18 protein-coding genes and 1 riboswitch are annotated in these 20,500 nt (G+C 44.7%); of the genes, 4 read left to right on the top strand and 14 right to left on the bottom strand.

Annotated features, from left to right (window positions below; genetic code table 11):
* Positions 1–37 precede the first annotated feature (37 nt).
* The 3 genes from R8O11_RS01680 (at position 38) to R8O11_RS01670 (ending at position 4,280) form a co-directional block, all read left to right on the top strand.
* Entirely contained in the window at positions 38–1,234 is a 1,197-nt protein-coding gene (locus R8O11_RS01680) for an acetate kinase (RefSeq protein WP_005380807.1), read from the top strand.
* A 136-nt stretch (positions 1,235–1,370) separates the two neighbouring features.
* Positions 1,371–3,515, top strand: a complete 2,145-nt coding sequence (pta, locus tag R8O11_RS01675) for a phosphate acetyltransferase (protein ID WP_005380805.1) — start codon at positions 1,371–1,373, stop codon at positions 3,513–3,515.
* A 342-nt stretch (positions 3,516–3,857) separates the two neighbouring features.
* A complete protein-coding gene (locus R8O11_RS01670; protein WP_005380804.1) occupies positions 3,858–4,280 on the top strand; it encodes a hypothetical protein in 423 nt (140 codons plus the stop codon).
* A 114-nt stretch (positions 4,281–4,394) separates the two neighbouring features.
* Here the strand turns inward: R8O11_RS01670 and R8O11_RS01665 are convergent, their stop codons facing one another.
* The 11 genes from R8O11_RS01665 to moaA form a co-directional block, all read right to left on the bottom strand.
* Complete coding sequence (locus R8O11_RS01665; RefSeq protein ID WP_206958076.1) at positions 4,395–5,342, bottom strand: glutathione S-transferase family protein; 948 nt, start codon at positions 5,340–5,342, stop codon at positions 4,395–4,397.
* A 167-nt stretch (positions 5,343–5,509) separates the two neighbouring features.
* On the bottom strand, positions 5,510–6,523 hold the full coding sequence (gene oppF, locus R8O11_RS01660) for a murein tripeptide/oligopeptide ABC transporter ATP binding protein OppF (RefSeq protein WP_005387265.1): 1,014 nt from the start codon (positions 6,521–6,523) through the stop codon (positions 5,510–5,512).
* On the bottom strand, positions 6,502–7,473 hold the full coding sequence (locus R8O11_RS01655; RefSeq protein WP_005380792.1) for an ABC transporter ATP-binding protein: 972 nt from the start codon (positions 7,471–7,473) through the stop codon (positions 6,502–6,504). Before R8O11_RS01655 ends, oppF begins: the two co-directional genes overlap by 22 nt.
* Before the next feature lie 27 nt (positions 7,474–7,500).
* Positions 7,501–8,403: an oligopeptide ABC transporter permease OppC gene (gene oppC, locus R8O11_RS01650; protein ID WP_017633861.1), complete on the bottom strand. Its 903-nt coding sequence runs from the start codon at positions 8,401–8,403 to the stop codon at positions 7,501–7,503.
* Positions 8,404–8,418: 15 nt separating this feature from the next.
* Positions 8,419–9,339 carry an oligopeptide ABC transporter permease OppB gene (gene oppB, locus R8O11_RS01645; RefSeq protein ID WP_005380786.1) on the bottom strand — a complete coding sequence of 307 codons (921 nt, stop codon included), beginning with the start codon at positions 9,337–9,339 and terminating at the stop codon, positions 8,419–8,421.
* A 128-nt stretch (positions 9,340–9,467) separates the two neighbouring features.
* Positions 9,468–11,144, bottom strand: coding sequence for an ABC transporter substrate-binding protein (locus R8O11_RS01640; protein WP_017633862.1), 1,677 nt, complete (start codon positions 11,142–11,144; stop codon positions 9,468–9,470).
* Between the two features lie 531 nt (positions 11,145–11,675).
* Positions 11,676–12,131, bottom strand: coding sequence for a molybdopterin synthase catalytic subunit MoaE (gene moaE / locus R8O11_RS01635; protein ID WP_017821374.1), 456 nt, complete (start codon positions 12,129–12,131; stop codon positions 11,676–11,678).
* A 1-nt stretch (position 12,132) separates the two neighbouring features.
* Positions 12,133–12,390, bottom strand: coding sequence for a molybdopterin synthase sulfur carrier subunit (moaD, locus tag R8O11_RS01630; protein ID WP_005388938.1), 258 nt, complete (start codon positions 12,388–12,390; stop codon positions 12,133–12,135).
* Complete coding sequence (gene moaC, locus R8O11_RS01625) at positions 12,387–12,866, bottom strand: cyclic pyranopterin monophosphate synthase MoaC (RefSeq protein ID WP_005380779.1); 480 nt, start codon at positions 12,864–12,866, stop codon at positions 12,387–12,389. Before moaC ends, moaD begins: the two co-directional genes overlap by 4 nt.
* Before the next feature lie 26 nt (positions 12,867–12,892).
* Positions 12,893–13,405: a molybdenum cofactor biosynthesis protein B gene (gene moaB / locus R8O11_RS01620; protein WP_005388935.1), complete on the bottom strand. Its 513-nt coding sequence runs from the start codon at positions 13,403–13,405 to the stop codon at positions 12,893–12,895.
* Between the two features lie 101 nt (positions 13,406–13,506).
* Positions 13,507–14,496, bottom strand: coding sequence for a GTP 3',8-cyclase MoaA (moaA, locus tag R8O11_RS01615; RefSeq protein ID WP_017636052.1), 990 nt, complete (start codon positions 14,494–14,496; stop codon positions 13,507–13,509).
* A riboswitch (molybdenum cofactor riboswitch) is annotated at positions 14,485–14,619 on the bottom strand. It overlaps the preceding gene by 12 nt.
* Before the next feature lie 175 nt (positions 14,620–14,794).
* On the opposite strand from moaA, the gene R8O11_RS01610 reads away from it, so the two are divergent.
* Positions 14,795–15,691: a YvcK family protein gene (locus tag R8O11_RS01610; RefSeq protein ID WP_005388931.1), complete on the top strand. Its 897-nt coding sequence runs from the start codon at positions 14,795–14,797 to the stop codon at positions 15,689–15,691.
* Between the two features lie 138 nt (positions 15,692–15,829).
* Here the strand turns inward: R8O11_RS01610 and luxU are convergent, their stop codons facing one another.
* The 3 genes from luxU to uvrB form a co-directional block, all read right to left on the bottom strand.
* A complete protein-coding gene (luxU, locus tag R8O11_RS01605) occupies positions 15,830–16,174 on the bottom strand; it encodes a quorum-sensing phosphorelay protein LuxU (protein WP_054576229.1) in 345 nt (114 codons plus the stop codon).
* The gene (gene luxO / locus R8O11_RS01600) at positions 16,171–17,577 is read right to left on the bottom strand and encodes a quorum-sensing sigma-54 dependent transcriptional regulator LuxO (RefSeq protein ID WP_005380768.1); all 1,407 of its coding nucleotides are present in this window, start codon (positions 17,575–17,577) and stop codon (positions 16,171–16,173) included. The genes luxU and luxO overlap by 4 nt, the downstream gene beginning before the upstream one ends.
* Before the next feature lie 291 nt (positions 17,578–17,868).
* Positions 17,869–19,899, bottom strand: a complete 2,031-nt coding sequence (gene uvrB, locus R8O11_RS01595) for an excinuclease ABC subunit UvrB (protein WP_318193866.1) — start codon at positions 19,897–19,899, stop codon at positions 17,869–17,871.
* Between the last annotated feature and the right edge of the window lie 601 nt (positions 19,900–20,500).

Here is a 20,500-nt window from a genome sequence, read left to right as displayed (position 1 = left end):
ACTGATTTTTTATCAGACGAATAACAGGTAGTCATACATGTCTAAGCTAGTTTTAGTTTTAAACTGCGGTAGTTCTTCTCTTAAATTTGCCGTTGTTGATGCCGAGAACGGCGACGAGCACTTGTCAGGTCTTGCTGAGTGTCTTCACCTTCCTGAAGCTCGCATCAAGTGGAAACTTGATGGCAAGCACGAAGCTCAACTAGGCAATGGTGCAGCTCACGAAGAAGCACTAGCGTTTATGGTAGAAACTATTCTTGCTTCTAAGCCAGAGCTTAAAGCTAACCTAGGCGCAATCGGTCACCGTATCGTTCACGGCGGCGAGCAGTTCACTCAATCTGCACTAATTACTGATGAAGTTCTAAAAGGTATTCAAGACGCTGCAACATTTGCACCTCTTCATAACCCTGCTCACATCATCGGTATCGAAGCGGCTAAGAAAAACTTCCCAGAGCTGAAAAACGTTGCTGTATTTGACACTGCGTTCCACCAAACTATGCCTGAAGAGTCTTACCTATATGCTCTTCCATACAACCTATACAAAGAACACGGTATCCGTCGTTACGGCATGCACGGTACTTCTCACTTGTTCATCACTCGTGAAGTTGCAGGCCTACTAAACAAACCAGTTGAAGAAGTAAACATCATCAACTGTCACCTAGGTAACGGCGCATCTGTATGTGCGATCAAGAACGGTCAATCTGTAGACACTTCTATGGGTCTTACTCCACTTGAAGGTCTGGTAATGGGTACTCGCTGTGGCGACATCGACCCTGCTATCGTCTTCCACCTACACGACGCTCTAGGTTACTCTGTTGATCAAATCAACACGATGCTAACTAAAGAGTCTGGTCTTCAAGGTCTAACTGAAGTGACTTCTGACTGTCGTTTCGTTGAAGACAACTACGGTCAAAAAGAAGAAGCAACGCGCGCAATGGACGTGTTCTGTCACCGTCTAGCTAAATACGTTGCTGGCTACACTGCTTCAATGGAAGGCCGTCTAGACGCAATCACTTTCACTGGCGGTATCGGCGAGAACTCTGGCCCTATCCGTGAAATGGTTCTAAACCGTCTTGGCATCTTCGGTATCGAAGTAGATAGCGAAGCTAACCTTAAAGCTCGCTTCGGCGGCGAAGGCGTTATCACGACTGAAAACAGCCGTATCCCTGCAATGGTTATCTCTACTAACGAAGAGCTAGTCATCGCTGAAGACACTGCTCGCCTGACAGGTCTTTAATTGAATTCCTGGCTAGCCACTCGGCTAGCCAGATTTTCAATCAAACGAATTTCTTAGGGGCTCAACTCCTATTCTTCGAGCTTCATGGAATAAGAGTTGAGCTTTTATCCCCCAAATAGCTAAAGGTACTCTACGAATGTCTCGTACTATTATGCTTATCCCTACTAGCGCAGGCGTTGGCCTAACAAGCGTTAGCATGGGTGTTCTTCGCGCTATGGAGCGTAAAGGCGTTAAAGTTTCTTTCTACAAGCCAATCTGTCAGCCACGTTCAGGTGGTGATCAGCCAGATCTGACTTCAACTATCGTTGGTCGTAACAGCGATATGAAGATCGGTGAACCAATGGCGATGTCTGTTGCTGAAAGCCTAATCGGTAACGACAACATGGACGAGCTGCTAGAAACCGTTGTTGAACGTTACAACCAAATCAACAAAGACGCAGACGTTACGCTAATCGAAGGTCTTGTACCTACTCGTAAGCACCCATTTGCAAACCAAGTAAACGCGGAAATCGCGGCAACACTTGGTGCAGAAATCGTGCTAGTTGCGACTCCAGGTACTGATAACCCTGCGCAACTGAAAGAGCGTATCGAAGTAGCATGTTCTAACTTCGGCGGCACTAAAAACAAAAACATCTCTGGTGTTATCATCAACAAACTAAACGCTCCTGTTGACGAAGCTGGCCGTACTCGCCCTGACCTATCTGAAATCTTTGACGATGCAGACAGCGCGAAACAAAACGAATTGAAAGTGATGGAAATTTTCAACACTTCTCCAATTCGTGTACTAGGTTGTGTGCCATGGAGCATTGATCTGATTGCGACTCGTGCAATCGACATGGCTAAACACCTGAAAGCAGATATCATCAACGAAGGTGACATCAACACTCGTCGCATCAAGAGCATCACTTTCTGTGCACGTTCTCTGCCAAACATGATTGAGCACTTCAAACCGGGTTCTCTACTTGTTACTTCTGCAGACCGTCCTGATGTTATCGTTGCTGCTTCTCTTGCTGCAATGAACGGTGTGGATATTGGTGCAGTACTGCTAACTGGCGGTTACGATATCCCTAGCGAAATCGAAGGCCTATGTAAACCAGCATTCGACACTGGTCTACCTATCTTCAAAGCACAAGGTAACACTTGGCAAACGTCTCTAAACCTACAGAGCTTCAGCATAGAAGTACCTGCAGACGATAAAGAGCGTATCGAGTTCATCAACGAACACGTTGCTGGCCACATCGACGGTAACTGGATCGAGTCTATGACTGAAGGCACTCAGAAGTCTCGTCGTCTAAGCCCACCAGCGTTCCGTTACCAGCTAACCGAACTTGCTCGTAAAGCAGGTAAGCGTATCGTTCTTCCAGAAGGTGACGAACCACGCACAGTTAAAGCAGCAGCAATCTGTGCTGAACGCGGCATTGCAGACTGTGTACTTCTAGGTAACCCAGATGAAATCCGTCGCGTAGCGGCTCAACAAGGCGTTGAGCTAGGTACTGGTGTAACCATCATTGATGCAGATGCTGTTCGTGAAAACTACGTTGCTCGCCTAGTTGAGTTGCGCGGTGCGAAAGGCATGACTGAAGTTGTGGCTCGTGAGAAGCTACAAGATTCAGTATTCCTAGGCACAATGATGCTTGAGAACGACGAAGTTGACGGCCTAGTTTCTGGTGCTGTTCACACTACGGCGAACACTATCGTTCCTCCGTTCCAAATCATCAAGACGGCACCAAATGCGTCTATCGTATCTTCAGTATTCTTCATGCTTCTGCCTGATCAAGTACTGGTTTACGGTGACTGTGCAATCAACCCAGATCCAACTGCTGAACAGCTTGCTGAAATCGCTATCCAATCTGCTGACTCTGCAGCAGCATTCGGTATCGAACCACGCGTTGCAATGATCTCTTACTCTACTGGTGAATCTGGTAAGGGTGCAGATGTTGATAAAGTACGTGAAGCAACAAAACTGGCTCAAGAGAAACGTCCTGATCTTATCATTGACGGTCCTCTACAGTACGACGCTGCTATTATGGAAAACGTTGCTGCTTCTAAAGCACCAAACTCTCCAGTTGCAGGTAAAGCGACAGTGTTTGTATTCCCAGACCTAAACACGGGTAACACGACTTACAAAGCGGTACAACGTTCAGCTGACCTAGTATCTATCGGTCCAATGCTGCAAGGTATGCGTAAACCTGTAAACGACTTGTCTCGTGGCGCGCTAGTAGACGACATCGTGTACACCATCGCTCTAACAGCTATCCAAGCAGACCAAGAAGCTAAATAATCGCTTCTGACATCTAATTGGATATAGATACAAAGCCCTCGATTCGTCGAGGGCTTTTTCTATTGCTGGCCAGAACACTTATTTGTTTTTTATACCAATCACTGCACAACCTATAATTACTGGTGCACAAAGCTTTTCTTCCTATCGCCCCCCATACCTAATCGACATTGCTCGTGCTTGTTCTTACACCGATTGACCCACTCCCCAAAATGCATTGGCTCCAAAGCAGCACGGTCCCTGTTCAATTTATCGACATTATTTACGTTTTAGCTAAACTTTTTTGCTAGGAAATACGTAAAAGCTACTGCAATGCACAAACTCATTGACTGCTAAGGAATATATATGAAGGATTTCATCAATACATCACTGATAAAGTTTGGTTTAGCTGCGTTTCTGATTAGTTTTTCTTCATTCAGCTTTTCCGCCCCGAGTATTAAAGGCGTCGATCAAGATATGTCCGGAGGAACGGTGACCGCTGAAATGGCTCATGCTGATGACAATGGGTGGATGGTTGTCCACCGAACAGACGAATCAATGAAGCCTGGTCCTGTTATCGGCTACGCTCCGTTAAAAATGGGAAAGAATGAAAACGTAAATGCAATTTTGATGGAACCAGTAGAATCAGGCGATATGCTGATGTTAATGGTCCACGGAGAGAAAGGTGGCATGAAGACTGGTGTGTTTGAGTATACGCTCGGCGCTAAAGAGGACGGTCCTGTAAAAGTGGACGGAAAGCTAGTGATGGACATCGTACGCGCTAAGTAAGGTGGCGATGAATGAAAAAGTAAACTTCCTACTCCCGGTATTTAGATGACACAAAAGTACTTAACGGCATTGCTAACCGTTAAGTACTTTTTCATTTGCGATGGAAGCAGCAAACTAGCCAATCCTTTCTCTTCCATGAGGAGTATTTAGGTCTAAATCAGGCCCTTTTGGTACAACTTGCGTCGGATTAATCCCAGTGTGGCTGAAGTAGTAGTGGCGTTTAATGTGATAGAAATCCGTCGTTTCTTCGACGCCTTCGACTTGATATAACTCTTTTAAGTAGCCTTGTATATTTTCGTAGTCTGCGATGCGCTGCTTGTTACACTTGAAATGCCCCACATACACCGCATCAAAACGAATAAGAGTCGTAAACAAACGCCAATCCGCCTCAGTAATTGTGTTCCCTGCTAAGTAACGATGCGTAGCTAGGTGAGCATCGATTTTATCTAACGCATTAAACAAAGAATCAAACGCTTCTTCATACGCCTCTTGCGTAGTCGCGAAGCCACAACGATACACACCGTTGTTGACATTCGGATAAACAAAATCGTTCCACTCATCAATAACGTGTTTTAGATGTTCTGGATAGTAGTCGTCGTGATTCCCTGTTAACGCATTGAACTCCGAGTTAAACATACGAATGATCTCTGACGACTCGTTCGACACAATAGTATTGGTCTTTTTATCCCAAAGTACAGGCACGGTTACGCGGCCCGTGTAATCGGGTTTGGCCTGCGTGTAAATTTGATACATGCGCGTGTGACCAAACAATGGCTCAGGAAGCCCCATTTGCCAACCTTGGCTGAGCATATCAGGGCAAACGACCGTGACATCAATATGTGGTTCTAAACCTTTCAGCTTGCGGAAAATGAGGGTTCGATGTGCCCAAGGACAAGCAAGAGAGACATACAAATGGTATCGACCGGACTCTGGCGTAAACTCCGCATCAGGGTCGTTTTTAACCCAGTTACGGAATCCGGCATCTTCGCGCACAAATTTGCCACCATTTGATTTTGTGTCATACCAGACATCTTGCCAAACACCTTCAACCAACTTACCCATGATTGCTCTCCTCTCGTTCTGTTTGTGTCTATATTAGCGTTTCCTATCAAACAGAGAATCATCGAACTTAGGACATCATGTTCAAGAAATTCGAATGTATAAATCAGACACATAAAAAAAGCGCGACCCGATGAAGGTGTCGCGCTTAAGCCCGTCACAGGCTGAATTTATACACTAACGTGTAAACAAGATACCGCGTGAACGTCATTACCTAAAATGGTTGGCTTCGTCTTCGCACACTCTTCGGTTGCTTGTGGGCAACGAGTGCGGAATACACAACCCGACGGTGGGTTGATAGGTGAAGGAAGATCACCCTCTAGCATTTGGATTTTCTTATTGCGCTCAATATCCGGGTCCGGGATCGGAACCGCAGACATCAGCGCACGCGTATATGGGTGCTTAGGATCAGCAAACAGAGCCTCGGCCTCGCCAAGTTCCACGGCATTACCTAAATACATAACTAAAACGCGATCTGAAATGTGTTTAACGACAGACAAGTCATGCGCAATGAATACCAGAGAAAGCCCTAACTCTTTTTGAATCTCTTTAAGCAGGTTAACAACCTGAGCTTGAATAGATACATCAAGCGCCGATACTGGCTCGTCACAAATGATCATCTTAGGCTTAAGGATAAGCGCACGCGCTATCCCGATACGCTGACACTGACCACCCGAGAACTCGTGTGGGTAACGGTTAATCACGTTAGGTAATAGGCCAACTTTCGCCATCATCTCTTTAACGCGATCTTTCACTTCCTGCTTAGACAGTTCTGGATAGAATGTCTCAAGAGGTTCAGCGATGATATCACCAACAGTCATACGCGGATTCAGCGATGCCAATGGGTCTTGGAAAATCATCTGAATTTCTTTACGCGTCTCACGGCGCTGAACGCTTTTCATTTTAGTAAGGTCTTGACCCAACCAAACTACTTGGCCGTCAGTAGCTTCAACCAGACCAATGATGGCACGAGCAAACGTCGATTTACCACAACCTGATTCACCTACTACACCAAGCGTTTCCCCTTCGTATAGTCGAACGTTCACGCCATCTACCGCTTTCAGGCTCGAAGGCTTTGACCACGGCCATGCCGACTTTGAGGCAATGCTGAAGTGAACTTTCAGCTCAGAAATGTCCAGAATTAGTTTTTTGTCTACTGCGTTCATTTGTTCCAAGCCTCCCATTCAGAAAAACATGCACGCTGACGACCATCACCAAATGGTGTCAGAATTGGCGCCTCGCGCTTACAACGATCCATCACACGGTGACAGCGCTCTTGATAAGGGCAGCCCGGCGGTAGACGAAGCAAGTTTGGTGGATTACCAGGAATGGTCGGCAGAATTTCACCCTCAGTATCGAGGCGAGGAATCGCCTTCAGCAGCCCCTCCGCATAAGGATGGCTTGGATTGTAGAAAATTTCGTTTACGTTACCGTACTCCATAGTACGGCCTGCATACATCACCAGCACCTTGTCACACGAACCTGCAACCACACCAAGGTCGTGCGTGATCATGATGATCGCTGTGTTGAACTCAGATTTCAGCTCATTCAACAAGTCCATGATCTGTGCTTGTACCGTCACATCAAGTGCTGTTGTTGGCTCATCGGCAATAAGCAGTTTAGGACGACATAACAACGCCATCGCGATCATTACACGCTGACGCATACCGCCTGAAAACTCATGCGGGTACATCGTGATACGCTTACGCGCTTCAGGGATTTTTACCGCTTCCAGCATGCGTACTGATTCTTCAAATGCTTCCGCTTTGCCCATGCCTTTGTGCAGCATAAGCACTTCCATCAACTGATCACTCACTTTCATGTAAGGGTTCAGTGATGTCATTGGGTCTTGGAAGATCATTGCGATCTGTTCCGCACGCACTTTGTTCAGTTCTTTTTCTGGTAAGTTTAGGATTTCTTTGCCTTCAAACTTTGCGCTACCAGAAATAATACCGTTCTTAGCCAAAAGGCCCATGATTGCGAATACGGTTTGAGATTTACCTGATCCCGACTCTCCAACGATACCTAAGGTTTCGCCTTGGTTGAGAGAGAAGTTCAAATCGTTTACTGCGGTTACGATACCATCTTGCGTGGTGAATTCGACGCGCAGATCTTTGACATCTAATAAGCTCATCATTGCTTCCTTAATCTTATCTTTTAATTATCTGTCTTTTGGATCCAGCGCATCGCGCAGGCCGTCACCAACGTAGTTGAAGCAGAATAGCGTCACAACCATGAACACTGCTGGGAATGCCAGCTGCCAGATTGCTACTTCCATTGTCTGTGCACCTTCTTGTAGAAGAGCGCCCCAACTTGTCATTGGTTCCTGAACACCAAGACCAAGGAATGATAGGAATGATTCCGTTAGAATCATACTTGGGATAAGCAGCGTAGAGTATACCGCTACAATACCCAGTACGTTCGGTACGATATGACGAGTAATGATTTTCCAGTTGCTTACACCACACACATGTGCCGCTTCGATAAACTCCTTGCTACGTAGACTAAGAGTCTGACCACGTACGATACGCGCCATATCTAGCCATGCGATAGCACCAATCGCAACGAAGATCAGCATGATGTTACGACCGAAGAATGTTACCAGTACAATCACCAGGAACATAAACGGTACCGCGTATAAAATTTCTAGAATACGCATCATTACGCGGTCAACTTTACCGCCGATGAAACCAGATGCTGCGCCGTAGAGCGTACCAATCAGTACCGCTACAAATGCACCCATAACACCTACCATCAACGAAATACGACCTCCAATTAGCGTACGCACGTATAAATCACGGCCTAAGCTGTCAGTACCAAACCAATGGTCAGCATTCGGTGCAACGTGCATCGCGTACCAGTCAGTATCATCAAATGTGTACGGTGCGATCATTGGCAGGATAATAACCGCCAAGGTCATTAGAACAAGAAGGAATAAGCTCACCATCGCCGCTTTGTTGCGCATGAAACGGATACGAGCATCTTGCCAAAGACTGCGACCTTCAATCTCCAAGTTTTCGGAGAATTTCTCAATCGCTTCTAGGTTTTCTTTTTTCGTTAACATAACCAAACGTCCCTGTTAGTAGCGAATTTTCGGGTCAATCATTGCAAGTAAAATATCTACAATCGCGTTGAATAGAATGAATAGGAAACCAATCAGAATGGTTACCCCCATTACTAGCGAGTAGTCACGGTTAAACGCAGCGTTAACGAATAGTTTACCAATACCAGGCAGACCAAAAATGGTTTCGATAACAACGGAACCGGTGATGATACCTACGAAAGCTGGGCCCATGTAAGAAACAACAGGGAGAAGTGCCGGCTTAAGAGCGTGTTTGATAATGATATAACGGTAACTTAGACCTTTAGCACGTGCCGTACGAATAAAGTTACTGTTTAGGGTTTCGATCATCGAACCACGCGTGATACGAGCAAAGGTAGCAACATACAGTAGCGACATACCAATAACAGGAAGCACTAAATACTGCCAGCTACCATCTTGCCAACCGCCCGCAGGGAAGATATTCCAATGAAGCGAGAATATGTAGATAAGCGCAGGCGCTAATACAAAGGATGGCATTACGACACCAAGCATCGCAGTCGACATAATGGTGTAATCAATCCAAGTATTTTGCTTGAGCGCAGCAATGGTACCGACGGTAACCCCCATTATCAAAGTAAAGATAAAGGCGATGAAGCCCACTTTAGCCGAAACAGGTAAGGCAACCGCGATCAGCTCGTTTACTGAGTAATCAAGGTATTTAAATGACGGTCCGAAATCACCTTGGATAACATTGGTCAAATACGTGGTGTATTGTTCAAATACAGGTTTATCCAAGCCATATTTAGCTTCGATGTTTGCCATTACTTCGGGTGGCAATGGACGCTCTGTCGAGAAAGGGTTTCCCGGTGCAAAGCGCATAAGAAAGAAAGATACGGTGATCAAAACCAACATTGTTGGGATCGCCTCAAATATCCTTTTTGCGATGAATTTAAGCATAAACTCACTCTTTCAGTCTGTGACAGTTAAATTAAAGAAGTCGTCCAATTCTTTTGGACTAAAGATAGGCGCTACATGCAATTTCTCACATGTAGGGCCTCATTTTTATAGTTCTATCGAGTTACGAATTACTCTGTGATGTAGAGATCTTTAGAGTAAATCTTGTCTTCCGCGTTATTTACTGGGAAGCCACCAACTTTCGGTGATAGTAGACGTGATTTCACGTACTGGTAGATAGGTGCGATTGGCATATCTTTTGCCATCAACTTCTCTGCTTCTAGGTAAAGTGCTTGGCGCTCTTCGTCAGAAGTTGAAGCAAATGCTTTGTTCATGATCGCATCGTACTCTTTGCTGTCGTAGTGAATACCACCAGTAGTGTTATTACTCATCATCAGCGTTAGGAAAGATGAAGCTTCGTTGTAGTCGCCACACCAACCTGCACGAGCAACCTCAAAGTTGCCAGAATCTTTGGTAGATAGGTAAGTTTTCCACTCTTGGTTTTCTAGCGTAACGTCTAGACCAAGTGTCTTCTTCCACATTGAACCCAGTGCAACCGCAAGTTTCTTGTGGTTCTCTGATGTATTGTATAGAAGGTTAAATTCAAGAGGGTTGTCTGCGCCGTAACCCGCTTCTTCCAATAGACGCGCAGCTTCTGCGTTACGCTCTTCTTGCGTCATTTTGCCGTATGCAGGAATTTCTGGGTTGAAACCTGCCGTAATTTCAGGTGTTAGGAAGTAAGCTGGCTTTTGACCTTGACCTAAAATCGCATCGGTCACAATGTTACGGTCAATCGCATAAGAAATCGCTTTACGCACACGAACATCATCAAACGGCTTTTTCTTCGTATTGAAGATGTAGTAGTAAGTACATAAGTTACCGGTTACAGACACTTCTTGTGGGTGCTCTTTCTTCAGACGCTTGAAGTGCTCTGTAGGCAGCTCGTTCGTGAAGTCGATTTCACCCGCTAGGAAGCGGTTCATTTCCGCTACTTGGTTCTCGATTGGTAGGAAAGTAACTTGGTCAAGCGTCGTGTTTTCGTTGTCCCAGTACTGTTCGTTACGTTTTAGAACCAAACGCTCGTTTACAACCCAGTTGTCAACAACATAAGCACCGTTACCTACAAAGTTCTCTGGCTTCGTCCATTGATCGCCGAACTTTTCAACAGTTGCTTGATGAACAGGTTTCACTGTCGTGTGGCCCATCATCATTACAAAATATGGTACTGCAGTATCTAACTCAACCACTAACGTGTGATCGTCAACCGCTTTAACACCTAACTCGCTCTTATCTTTTTTACCCGCAACAATGTCTTTTGCGTTCTTCATCTTGGTGTATTCCATGTACCAAGCATATGGAGAGGCGGTTGCTGGATCGACTGCGCGTTGGAAGCTGTAAACGAAATCACCTGCAGTGACAGGATCACCGTTTGACCATTTTGCGTCTTCACGTAAGTGGAAAGTGTATGTTTTGTTGTCTTCAGTTTCCCAAGATTCTGCAACACCAGGGATAGTGTTACCGTCCGCATCTTGGTTTACAAGGCCTTCAAGAAGATCGCGAATCACGTGGGATTCTGGAACACCTTGAGATTTATGAGGGTCTATTGTCGCAACTTCTGTACCGTTACCACGCACCAATTCTTGAACAGCAGCAAGTTTTGGCTCTTTAGAATCAGATTTAGCTTCAGGGGCTGGAGCCGGAGCAGGCTCAGCAGCTTGTTTCTCCGCAGGCTTTTCACCACAACCAGCTAGAGCGAGAGAAAGACCAGCACCAATAAATAAAGCGCGCGTGATTTTATTCTTATACATGCGTAAAACTCCAAATTTTTTCGTTAGCATCCATGACTTCTTTGTAAGGGCCTGGAACGGTCAGAGTTTTAGATTTTTTTAGTGCACTTTCTGAGCACAAAAGTCTAAAACCTTACAAAGACTGCGGCACACATTAGCAATCATTGAAGTAATTTGCCATAAAAATGTAGCAAAAAAACCAATAATGCTGACTAAACCACACATATCTAGCAGTAAACTCTAACCCCAAAGCATTCACCAGCCAAATAAAGACCAGAAGCGACATTTAACAGGCGAAACTTTCGATTAATCTGAGTTTAAACCATTTACTAGCATCTTATGCTAGATATTTACACATCATTTAACATTTATGACAAATCAAGTCTAACAAATAATTGTTTATATATTGGGCAAAAAACTTTTATTGTGAAGAATATCACCAGACAAAAGATAGGAAATATTGAAACAAAGTGAGCAATACAATGAAGATAAATACAAAAAAAGCTAAGTACCATTAGCACTTAGCTTTTTTCACTAGAATGCGGGTTAGTTCTATTTTTCCCAACGCTGTGCAGCTTGATGATCGGTGTCGCGCGACTCAACCCAACGATCTTCATTCGTCGTACGCTCTTTTTTCCAAAATGGAGCTTGGGTTTTCAGATAATCCATGATGAACTCGCACGCATCAAATGCCGCGCCGCGGTGCGCACTGGAAACGCCCACAAATACAATTTGATCACCGCTATCCATGTCTCCGACGCGATGAATCACGCGTACACCTAATAGTGGCCAGCGAGACTCAGCTTGATCACAAATGTCGCTCAAGCTCTTCTCTGTCATCCCCGGATAGTGCTCTAGATGTAAACCAATGACATTATCCCCAAGGTTCATATCTCGAACTTTACCAACGAATGTAACGACAGCACCGGCAGCCGTCCCTTCAGATAGACGTTGATATTCTTGCTCAACCGAAAAGTCTTCAATTTGTACAGAAACACGAGAATCCATCTTAACCCCCAGTTACCGGCGGGAAAAACGCAACTTCGTCACCTGCTTTTACTTGTGTATCCAGAGGGACGATGGATTGGTTCACTGCAGCAAGTAGCTTTCCTGGCTCGAGCGCTAAATCCCACTTGCCATCTTTCTTAGTGCCTTCTTCCACTAGATGTGCACGAATTGATTCAACCGTTTCAAACGGCCCGTCTAACTCGACACTGTCGATGCCAATCAGCTCGCGAGTTTGAGCAAAGAAAAGTACTTTAATCATGATTCCACCTTAAAGTGACCAGATTTACCACCCGTTTTCTCTAGTAGACGAACTTGACCAATGACCATGTCTTTTTGTACTGCTTTACACATATCGTAAATCGTTAGAGCAGCAACGGAAGCTGCCGTGAGCGCTTCCATTTCCACACCAGTTTTACCCGCAAGTTTACATACTGATTCGATGCGAACTTTGTTTTCTGCTTCGATAGCTTCCAGTTGAACTTCAACTTTAGAGAGTAGTAGCGGATGACAAAGTGGAATCAAATCCCAGGTTTTCTTCGCAGCTTGAATACCAGCAATACGAGCCGTCGCAAATACATCACCTTTGTGGTGCTGGCCAGAGACAATCAGTTGAAGTGTTTCTGGGGCCATGTGAACAAATGCTTCAGCACGAGCTTCACGAACCGTCTCCGTTTTTGCTGACACGTCAACCATGTTTGCTTCGCCAGAAGCATTGATATGTGTAAATTGGGTCATTGTTTTTCCTTCGCTTTTAGGAAAGGTTATACAGATAGGTGTGGCATGAAGTTACAAGGGCGATGACTTGCATCCAACTGCTGTTTAATAATTTTTGTCCAGCCTGTACGACACGCACCCGTTGAACCTGGCATTGCGAAGATCACGGTGTGGTTAGCAAAACCTGCAATCGCACGAGACTGAATGGTAGACGTACCGATCTCTTCGTACGACACCATACGGAACAACTCACCAAAACCTTCAACTTCTTTATCAAATAGAGGCTTAAGTGCTTCTGGCGTGCTATCACGTGAGGTGAAACCTGTACCGCCAGTAATCATGATCGCTTGTACGCTTTCATCAGCAATCCATTGAGAAACAATCGCGCGGATCTTGTACATGTCATCAATAACAATTTGCTTGTCTACTACGTTGTGACCCGCTTCTTGAGCATGCTCAGCTAGGTAACGACCAGAGGTATCGTTTTCTTCAGTACGAGTGTCAGATACCGTTAGAACGGCAATATTTGCAGGTTGGAATTTGCTTTCAGCGTGACCCATTTGTTCACCTATTCTCTTAATTAGCTTTGATACGCTTGGTATCGATTCGGAAAAAGTTAGAGCCAGCTTATCACTAAGCTCGCTCTAAAAGTTGAATGAAGTTAGCCGCCGATAGACGCGAGGTGTGGCGTCATACCAGTATTGCCATCATGCAAGAAATGGCTTACCGACTTGGTTTGTAACTGCGCCTGGATACGTTCAATAAGCTCACTCTCTTGCTCATCACGTTCCAAAAGATCACGCAATTCTACACCATGGTCTCCAAACAGACATAGGTGCAGCTTACCCATCGCAGAAACGCGCAGTCGGTTGCAGCTTTCACAAAAGTCTTTTTCATAAGGCATGATAAGACCTATTTCACCCTTGTAATCAGGATGAACAAATACTTGCGCAGGACCATCATTATGCGAGCGCACTTTCAGCAACCAACCATTTGCAATTAGCTGGTTACGAATTGCCACTCCGGATACATGGTGCTTATTAAATAGCTCATCCATCTCACCCGTTTGCATCAACTCAATGAAACGCAGTTGGATTGGACGATCTTTTATCCAGTTAAGAAACGCTGGCAGCTCGTGATGGTTCAGATCTTTCATCAACACCACATTAACTTTTACTTGCTCATAACCGACCTCGAACGCACGTTCGATACCATTCATGACTTCAGTAAACTTATTTTCACCTGTGATTTGATGAAACATACGCGGGTCAAGGCTATCCACACTGACATTAATGTGGGTTAAACCCGCTTCACGCCAATCTGCGACTTGTTTTGCCATGCGATAGCCATTGGTTGTCGTTGCAACTTTTTGAATGCCAGGCGTCGCCGCTACTGAATGGATAATGTCGGTAAAATCTTTGCGTAAGCTAGGCTCACCACCAGTGATGCGCACTTTTGACGTGCCACAATCAGCGAATGCTTTTACGACCCGTTTGATTTCAGGGAGAGATAAAAAAGACGAGTTTTTATTGCCCGAAGGCTTATAGCCATCAGGAAGGCAATAGGTACATTTGAAATTACATACGTCGGTCACAGACAGACGCAAGTAATAAAACTTACGATGAAATTTGTCTTCGAATTGTTGCGCCACGGAACACCTTTCCAAACACGGGAGGCATGGCCATTTCCAATCATGCCCTTGTGACAGTATGCCACTGGCTCAAAACGCTTATCCAAGGACTTAGCAATAGTGAGCTCGGAGTTATGGCAACCAGAGATATGAAATCTCTGATAGCTTTGCGGTGTAAAATACTTAATATTTGTAATGGAATCCAGACTTGAGTGATAAAAAACTCTCTAGAGACACAATTTACCGCTAAGTGAGTACCTTTAAGACACTCCTTAAGATAAATTGTAGCCGTTTTTTATTAGATTATTAGAAGAACATAATGAATATCTACACAGATAAAAAAGTGGTCGCTGTTGGCGGTGGTCATGGCTTAGGTCGAATGCTGGCCGCATTACGAGATTTTGGCAGCAATGCAACTGGGATTGTTGCCACGACTGACAATGGTGGTTCAACAGGAAGAATTCGTCACTGCCAAGGAGGAATCGCTTGGGGAGACACACGTAACTGTATTAATCAGCTCATTACAGAGCCTTCGATCAGTTCTATGATGTTTGAATATCGCTTCAAAGGCACTGGCGAACTTGATGGTCATAATCTTGGTAATTTGATGCTTACTGCACTCGATAACTTATCGGTCAGACCTTTAGATGCCATTAATCTGATTCGCAATATGTTAAAAGTCGACGTTAACATCCTTCCTATGTCCGAACACCCTTCGGATCTTTCCGCGTTATCCGTAGATGGGAAGTGGGTTACGGGAGAAACAAATGTCGACGAAATGAAAGCAGACTTGCGACGTTTGGATCTTTCACCAGAAGTGCCTGCTACCAAAGAAGCCATCACAGCTTTGGCGGAAGCGGACGCGATTATTCTTGGCCCTGGCAGTTTTTTAACTAGTATCATGCCTCCTTTATTGCTGCCTGAACTCGGCAAAGCGATTGCAGCAAACACAAAAGCAAAAGTCATTTTTGTTGCTAACCTGAGTCCAGAATACGGCCCAGCGGGACGAATGACGATGGCTCAAAAATTAGAATGGTGTGAACGTGCCTGTCAAGGAAGAAAAATAGACGTGGTTCTAGCAGAGAAAACCGAGCAAGACGTCTTAAGTCAATGGAATGTAGTGACGGAGTCACTCGCCTCCTCTAACCGAGACTGGCGTCACGATAGAAACAAGCTCAAACTAGCGATTGAAAATCAGCTACAACTTTCTATTTAAGAGCACGTTACCTGGCTAGCGCCCTCTTTTAAGGTGTTTATTGATAATGAAAACCCTTCTGTCATCGAAGGGTTTTAGTTCAGGCATCCAGTAAGAACAGATGTTTACTAAGAAAAAATGGTTAATAGGAATAAATAGTTACTGTCGCCAAGAGCGATAAGCATCTCGAGTTTCGTGCAAAAGATCGAACATAACCTCTAACTCCTCAGACTCCGCAGTCAACTCACCGGCTTTCGCTTTTTTGTCTATGGACATCGCCAGTTCACAAAGGCGATCTGCCCCAAAGCTCGCAGCACTACTTTTCAACGCGTGGCTGATTTCTTTTGAGTAAGCTAATCGCTCTGCCCCCTGCAGTTGGGATAAGTTCTCGATATAGGTATCCATTTCTCCTAGGAAGATATCGAACAGTACAGGTACGTTGTCACTGCCAATTTCCATCGACAGTTCATCTATTTTTTGCTGATTTAATACATTTACACTCATACTTTTTGCCGCTCTTCCTTGCCGTTCCATGCCTGTAACTTGCGGTAAATCGTCGACGGACTGACATCAAGGTATCCCGCCGCTCGAGGAATATTGCCATCACATGCTTCAATCGCTTGCTCGATTGCCATTTTTTCCGTCATCCATAATGGCATAATCTCAGATGCGGTCATCGCTTTCGGCTCAATTAATTTAGCCACAGACGACGGACGGTCAAGCGGTTGATTCAACGGTGGCGGTAACATGTCCAACGTAATCTCTTTACCGTTGTTTAGAACAACGATATTGCGTAGCACGTTTTGTAACTGACGAACGTTACCCGGCCACTCATAGCTGTTGAATCGCTCGATGACATCAGGCGCAAAACGTATGAAGCTTTTTCCTTCTTCGTGTGACATGTAACCTAGCAGTGAGTATGCAATTTCAATAACATCTTCGCCTCGTTCGCGTAAAGGCGGTAAATGCAAAGGAATGACATACAAACGATAGTACAAATCTTCACGGAATCGACCTTCTTGTACCTCTTTCCAGGGATCACGGTTAGTGGCACAAACAAAGCGCACATCCACGCTCTTCATTTTTGAGGAACCCACTTTTTGGAATGTGCCCGTTTGAATAAATCGTAGCAACTTGGTTTGTAAATCCAAGTCCATCTCACAAAGCTCATCTAGAAAAAGTGTGCCGCCATCCGCTAACTCAGCTGCCCCTTGACGATCATTCGCAGCGCCAGTAAAGGCCCCTTTTACGTGACCAAACAGTTCACTCTCAATCAAATCTTTTGGAATTGCAGCACAGTTAATTGCAATAAAAGGTTTGTCACCACGTTTACTTGCTGCGTGAATAGCCTCGGCACATACCTCTTTACCAGTACCACTTTCACCTGTGATAAAAATACTCGCTTTACTGCTCGCCGCTGAATCTATCGTACGGTAAACCTGCTGCATGGTTTGGCTACTGCCGATAAACCCCTGATAGCTCTGATTGCCTGGATTATCGGCTTCATTTTTTAGCTTGGTCGCTTTACGAATGGCATTGTTAACCGTGACACGTAAACGGTCTGCTTCACACGGTTTAATTAGAAAGTCTTGTGAGCCATGACGCATGGCCTCGACAGCGGTATCGATAGAACCGTGAGCGGTCATAAAAATTATAGGTACGTCGGGATGACTCTTTTTAACGGCATGTAAAACGTCCATCCCCGTCATATCTGGCAGACGGAGATCGAGTAAAATAAGATCTGGAATTCGATGATTTAGGCTCTCAATGGCATCCCTACCTGTGCCGACAATATTGATATCTATGCCAAGCGGTGTCAGGTATGAGCGGTACAGAGCCGCAACAGATGCGGTGTCCTCGACCATTAAAAGGTAACGAGACTTTGGGCCTTCGGGTTTTTGTTGCATAACCTAGCTATTATTTTGTTGTGTTTTAAACAATAATCGCATTACGCTTTGCATTTTGCAAATAACATTATCTAAATTATGGGCAAAGGAAAAAATTCAAAAATAATATCAATTATTTAAAAAGTGGCACAAACCATGCTGTAACGATAGTGACCCCTCGGGTCACCTAGCCAACTGACGTTGTTAGTGAACGATATGTTCACAAAACAAGCCAATAGACCCGACTGCCTATTGGCTTCTTTTTTTTACAAGCGACCTAAAATGCTTGGATAGTTAAATCGGTAAGTTTGTTCAACTATTTGCGATGAACTGCGCTCGTAGTTTTTCAATCTCGTCACGCTTTTGTGCCGCTAACTCAAACTCTAAATCTTGCGCATGCTGATACATCGCTGCCTCCAGTCGACTGATTTCTTTTTCTAGCTGCTGAGGGGACAGTGCCTCGTAAGTTTGCGAAGGCTCCGCCACTTTCGATAATGGTACCTGTTTAGTGTTACGCTGGCGTTTAGACTTAGTGATATCGCCAAGTTCCATGATGTCTTTGATATTTCGTTTGAGCGCTTGTGGCGAAATACCCATTTCTTCGTTGTACGCTTCCTGCTTCTCGCGACGACGGTTAGTTTCATCCATCGCCTTTTTCATTGAGTTGGTGATTCGGTCAGCGTATAAAATCGCCTTACCTTCGATGTTTCGTGCAGCACGACCAATGGTCTGAATGAGTGAGCGTTCAGACCGCAAGAAGCCCTCTTTATCCGCATCCAAAATTGCAACTAACGAGACCTCTGGCATATCCAGGCCCTCTCTCAATAAGTTTATTCCCACCAGCACGTGAAATTCCCCAAGACGAAGGTCACGGATAATTTCCACACGCTCAACAGTATCAATGTCTGAGTGTAAATAACGTACCTTAACATCATGTTCGTGAAGGTATTCGGTGAGATCTTCAGCCATTCGTTTGGTCAGTGTTGTAACCAGAACTCGTTCATCTTTAGCTGCGCGAATACGGATCTCAGACAATAGGTCGTCGACTTGGGTCGCTACTGGGCGAACTTCCAACTCAGGGTCAAGCAAGCCTGTAGGACGAACGACTTGATCCGCTACATCACCCGCCGATTTTTCTAGTTCGTAATTTCCAGGAGTAGCAGAGACGAAAATCGTTTGTGGCGCTAGTGCTTCAAACTCCTCAAACTTCAGTGGACGATTATCCAAAGCTGAAGGTAACCGGAAACCAAACTCCACCAGCGTTTCTTTACGCGAACGGTCGCCTTTATACATGGCACCTATCTGCGGTACTGTCACGTGAGATTCATCGATGATCAACAAGCCATCATGAGGTAAGTAGTCAAACAGGGTTGGTGGCGGCTCACCTTCCGAGCGTCCACTGAGATAACGAGAATAGTTTTCGATACCGGAGCAAAAGCCCAACTCATTCATCATTTCGATATCGAATTGAGTGCGCTGGCTAATTCGCTGCTCTTCCAGTAGCTTGTTGTTATCTAGAAGCTGCTTTTTGCGCACTTCTAGTTCGACTTTAATATTTTCAATCGCTTCAAGAATGCGATCTCTTGGCGTGACATAGTGCGTCTTGGGATAGATGGTATAGCGCGGCAAGTCTCGTTGTTTCACCACGCCTGTCAATGGATCGAACACACTGATGCAATCCACCTCATCGTCAAACATCTCAACGCGCACAGCGTCTTGGTCTGATTCAGCAGGGAATATATCAATCACCTCGCCACGGACACGGAACTGCCCTCGCTCAAAAGCAACATCATTGCGCGAGTATTGGAGCTCCGCTAGGCGACGAAGCATATCACGCTGATCAATCACATCACCGCGACGTAGGTGCAGCATCATTTGTAGATACGATTCAGGATCACCCAAGCCATAGATAGCCGATACCGATGCAACAATAATGGCATCTTTACGTTCTAGTAGTGCTTTTGTAGCAGACAAACGCATTTGTTCTATATGCGCGTTAACTGAAGCGTCTTTCTCTATAAAGGTATCCGTGGTCGGAACGTACGCTTCAGGTTGGTAGTAATCGTAGTAAGAAACAAAATACTCAACCGCATTATTAGGAAAGAATGACTTCATCTCACCATATAACTGAGCAGCAAGCGTTTTGTTTGGCGCAAGTAATATTGCAGGTCGTTGGGCTTGAGCAATCACATTCGCTAGTGTGAAGGTTTTACCTGAGCCTGTGACCCCCAACAAGGTTTGATGTGCTAGCCCAGCATCGAGCCCCTCAAGCAACTGATTGATCGCTCCTGGTTGATCGCCCGACGGCTGATAATCGGAGACCAATTCATAGACTTTACTCATACCCTTCCTCAATTTTACTGCGCTTTGGCTGTATATATATACACCTTAGCTAATGAAATCTACGTCTATCGAGAATTTAACCATCATTGTTAATAAATTTTCTTGTTTGTCTAGAATGCTATAGCCATACAAAAGTGACTCTGATATAGTACTTCGCCCTAGTTGAAGAGCTACACACATTCTTCACATTATAGTTTCCACAACTTTTCCCCAAAAATTAGCTTAAAACTTTCTTATCCCCAAAAGATTGATTTTTATCCACTTTGAATGCCTTTTGATTAACATCGATAAATCTCTGTTTTATTTGCTTATTTTACGCATAACTCTGACTAAAAATTCATTAAATAAAAACTTAGTTGCATATCAATTTTCTTTACCCAGATCTCATCAACATACTTATCCACAAATTTAGTGGATAACTAACCTCAAGCCTTTACTGGCAAGCCATACAGAAAAGTAAAGCCCTTAACTCAATATTTTTTGCTAAAAATGTATTTTTTTACTGTTGACAGTAGTTTGAGTGCTGTAGCCCGCCGCGCGGTTTGAAAAACAAAACCGCACAAAATAAAAAACATAGTCGTTTTCAATTTGCGCGGTTTTT

This window comes from Vibrio sp. 1288, from assembly GCF_033344475.1.
The sequence above is the reverse complement of the archived record's forward strand: the minus strand, read 5'-3'. Positions and strand labels throughout refer to the sequence as shown.

Coding starts and splice junctions, on each gene's coding strand:
- R8O11_RS01680 (WP_005380807.1), top strand. CDS start 38: ATGTCTAAGCTAGTTTTAGTTTTAAACTGCGGTAGTTCTTCTCTTAAA.
- pta (WP_005380805.1), top strand. CDS start 1,371: ATGTCTCGTACTATTATGCTTATCCCTACTAGCGCAGGCGTTGGCCTA.
- R8O11_RS01670 (WP_005380804.1), top strand. CDS start 3,858: ATGAAGGATTTCATCAATACATCACTGATAAAGTTTGGTTTAGCTGCG.
- R8O11_RS01665 (WP_206958076.1), bottom strand. CDS start 5,342: ATGGGTAAGTTGGTTGAAGGTGTTTGGCAAGATGTCTGGTATGACACA.
- oppF (WP_005387265.1), bottom strand. CDS start 6,523: ATGGGAGGCTTGGAACAAATGAACGCAGTAGACAAAAAACTAATTCTG.
- R8O11_RS01655 (WP_005380792.1), bottom strand. CDS start 7,473: ATGAGCTTATTAGATGTCAAAGATCTGCGCGTCGAATTCACCACGCAA.
- oppC (WP_017633861.1), bottom strand. CDS start 8,403: ATGTTAACGAAAAAAGAAAACCTAGAAGCGATTGAGAAATTCTCCGAA.
- oppB (WP_005380786.1), bottom strand. CDS start 9,339: ATGCTTAAATTCATCGCAAAAAGGATATTTGAGGCGATCCCAACAATG.
- R8O11_RS01640 (WP_017633862.1), bottom strand. CDS start 11,144: ATGTATAAGAATAAAATCACGCGCGCTTTATTTATTGGTGCTGGTCTT.
- moaE (WP_017821374.1), bottom strand. CDS start 12,131: ATGGATTCTCGTGTTTCTGTACAAATTGAAGACTTTTCGGTTGAGCAA.
- moaD (WP_005388938.1), bottom strand. CDS start 12,390: ATGATTAAAGTACTTTTCTTTGCTCAAACTCGCGAGCTGATTGGCATC.
- moaC (WP_005380779.1), bottom strand. CDS start 12,866: ATGACCCAATTTACACATATCAATGCTTCTGGCGAAGCAAACATGGTT.
- moaB (WP_005388935.1), bottom strand. CDS start 13,405: ATGGGTCACGCTGAAAGCAAATTCCAACCTGCAAATATTGCCGTTCTA.
- R8O11_RS01610 (WP_005388931.1), top strand. CDS start 14,795: ATGAATATCTACACAGATAAAAAAGTGGTCGCTGTTGGCGGTGGTCAT.
- luxU (WP_054576229.1), bottom strand. CDS start 16,174: ATGAGTGTAAATGTATTAAATCAGCAAAAAATAGATGAACTGTCGATG.
- luxO (WP_005380768.1), bottom strand. CDS start 17,577: ATGCAACAAAAACCCGAAGGCCCAAAGTCTCGTTACCTTTTAATGGTC.
- uvrB (WP_318193866.1), bottom strand. CDS start 19,899: ATGAGTAAAGTCTATGAATTGGTCTCCGATTATCAGCCGTCGGGCGAT.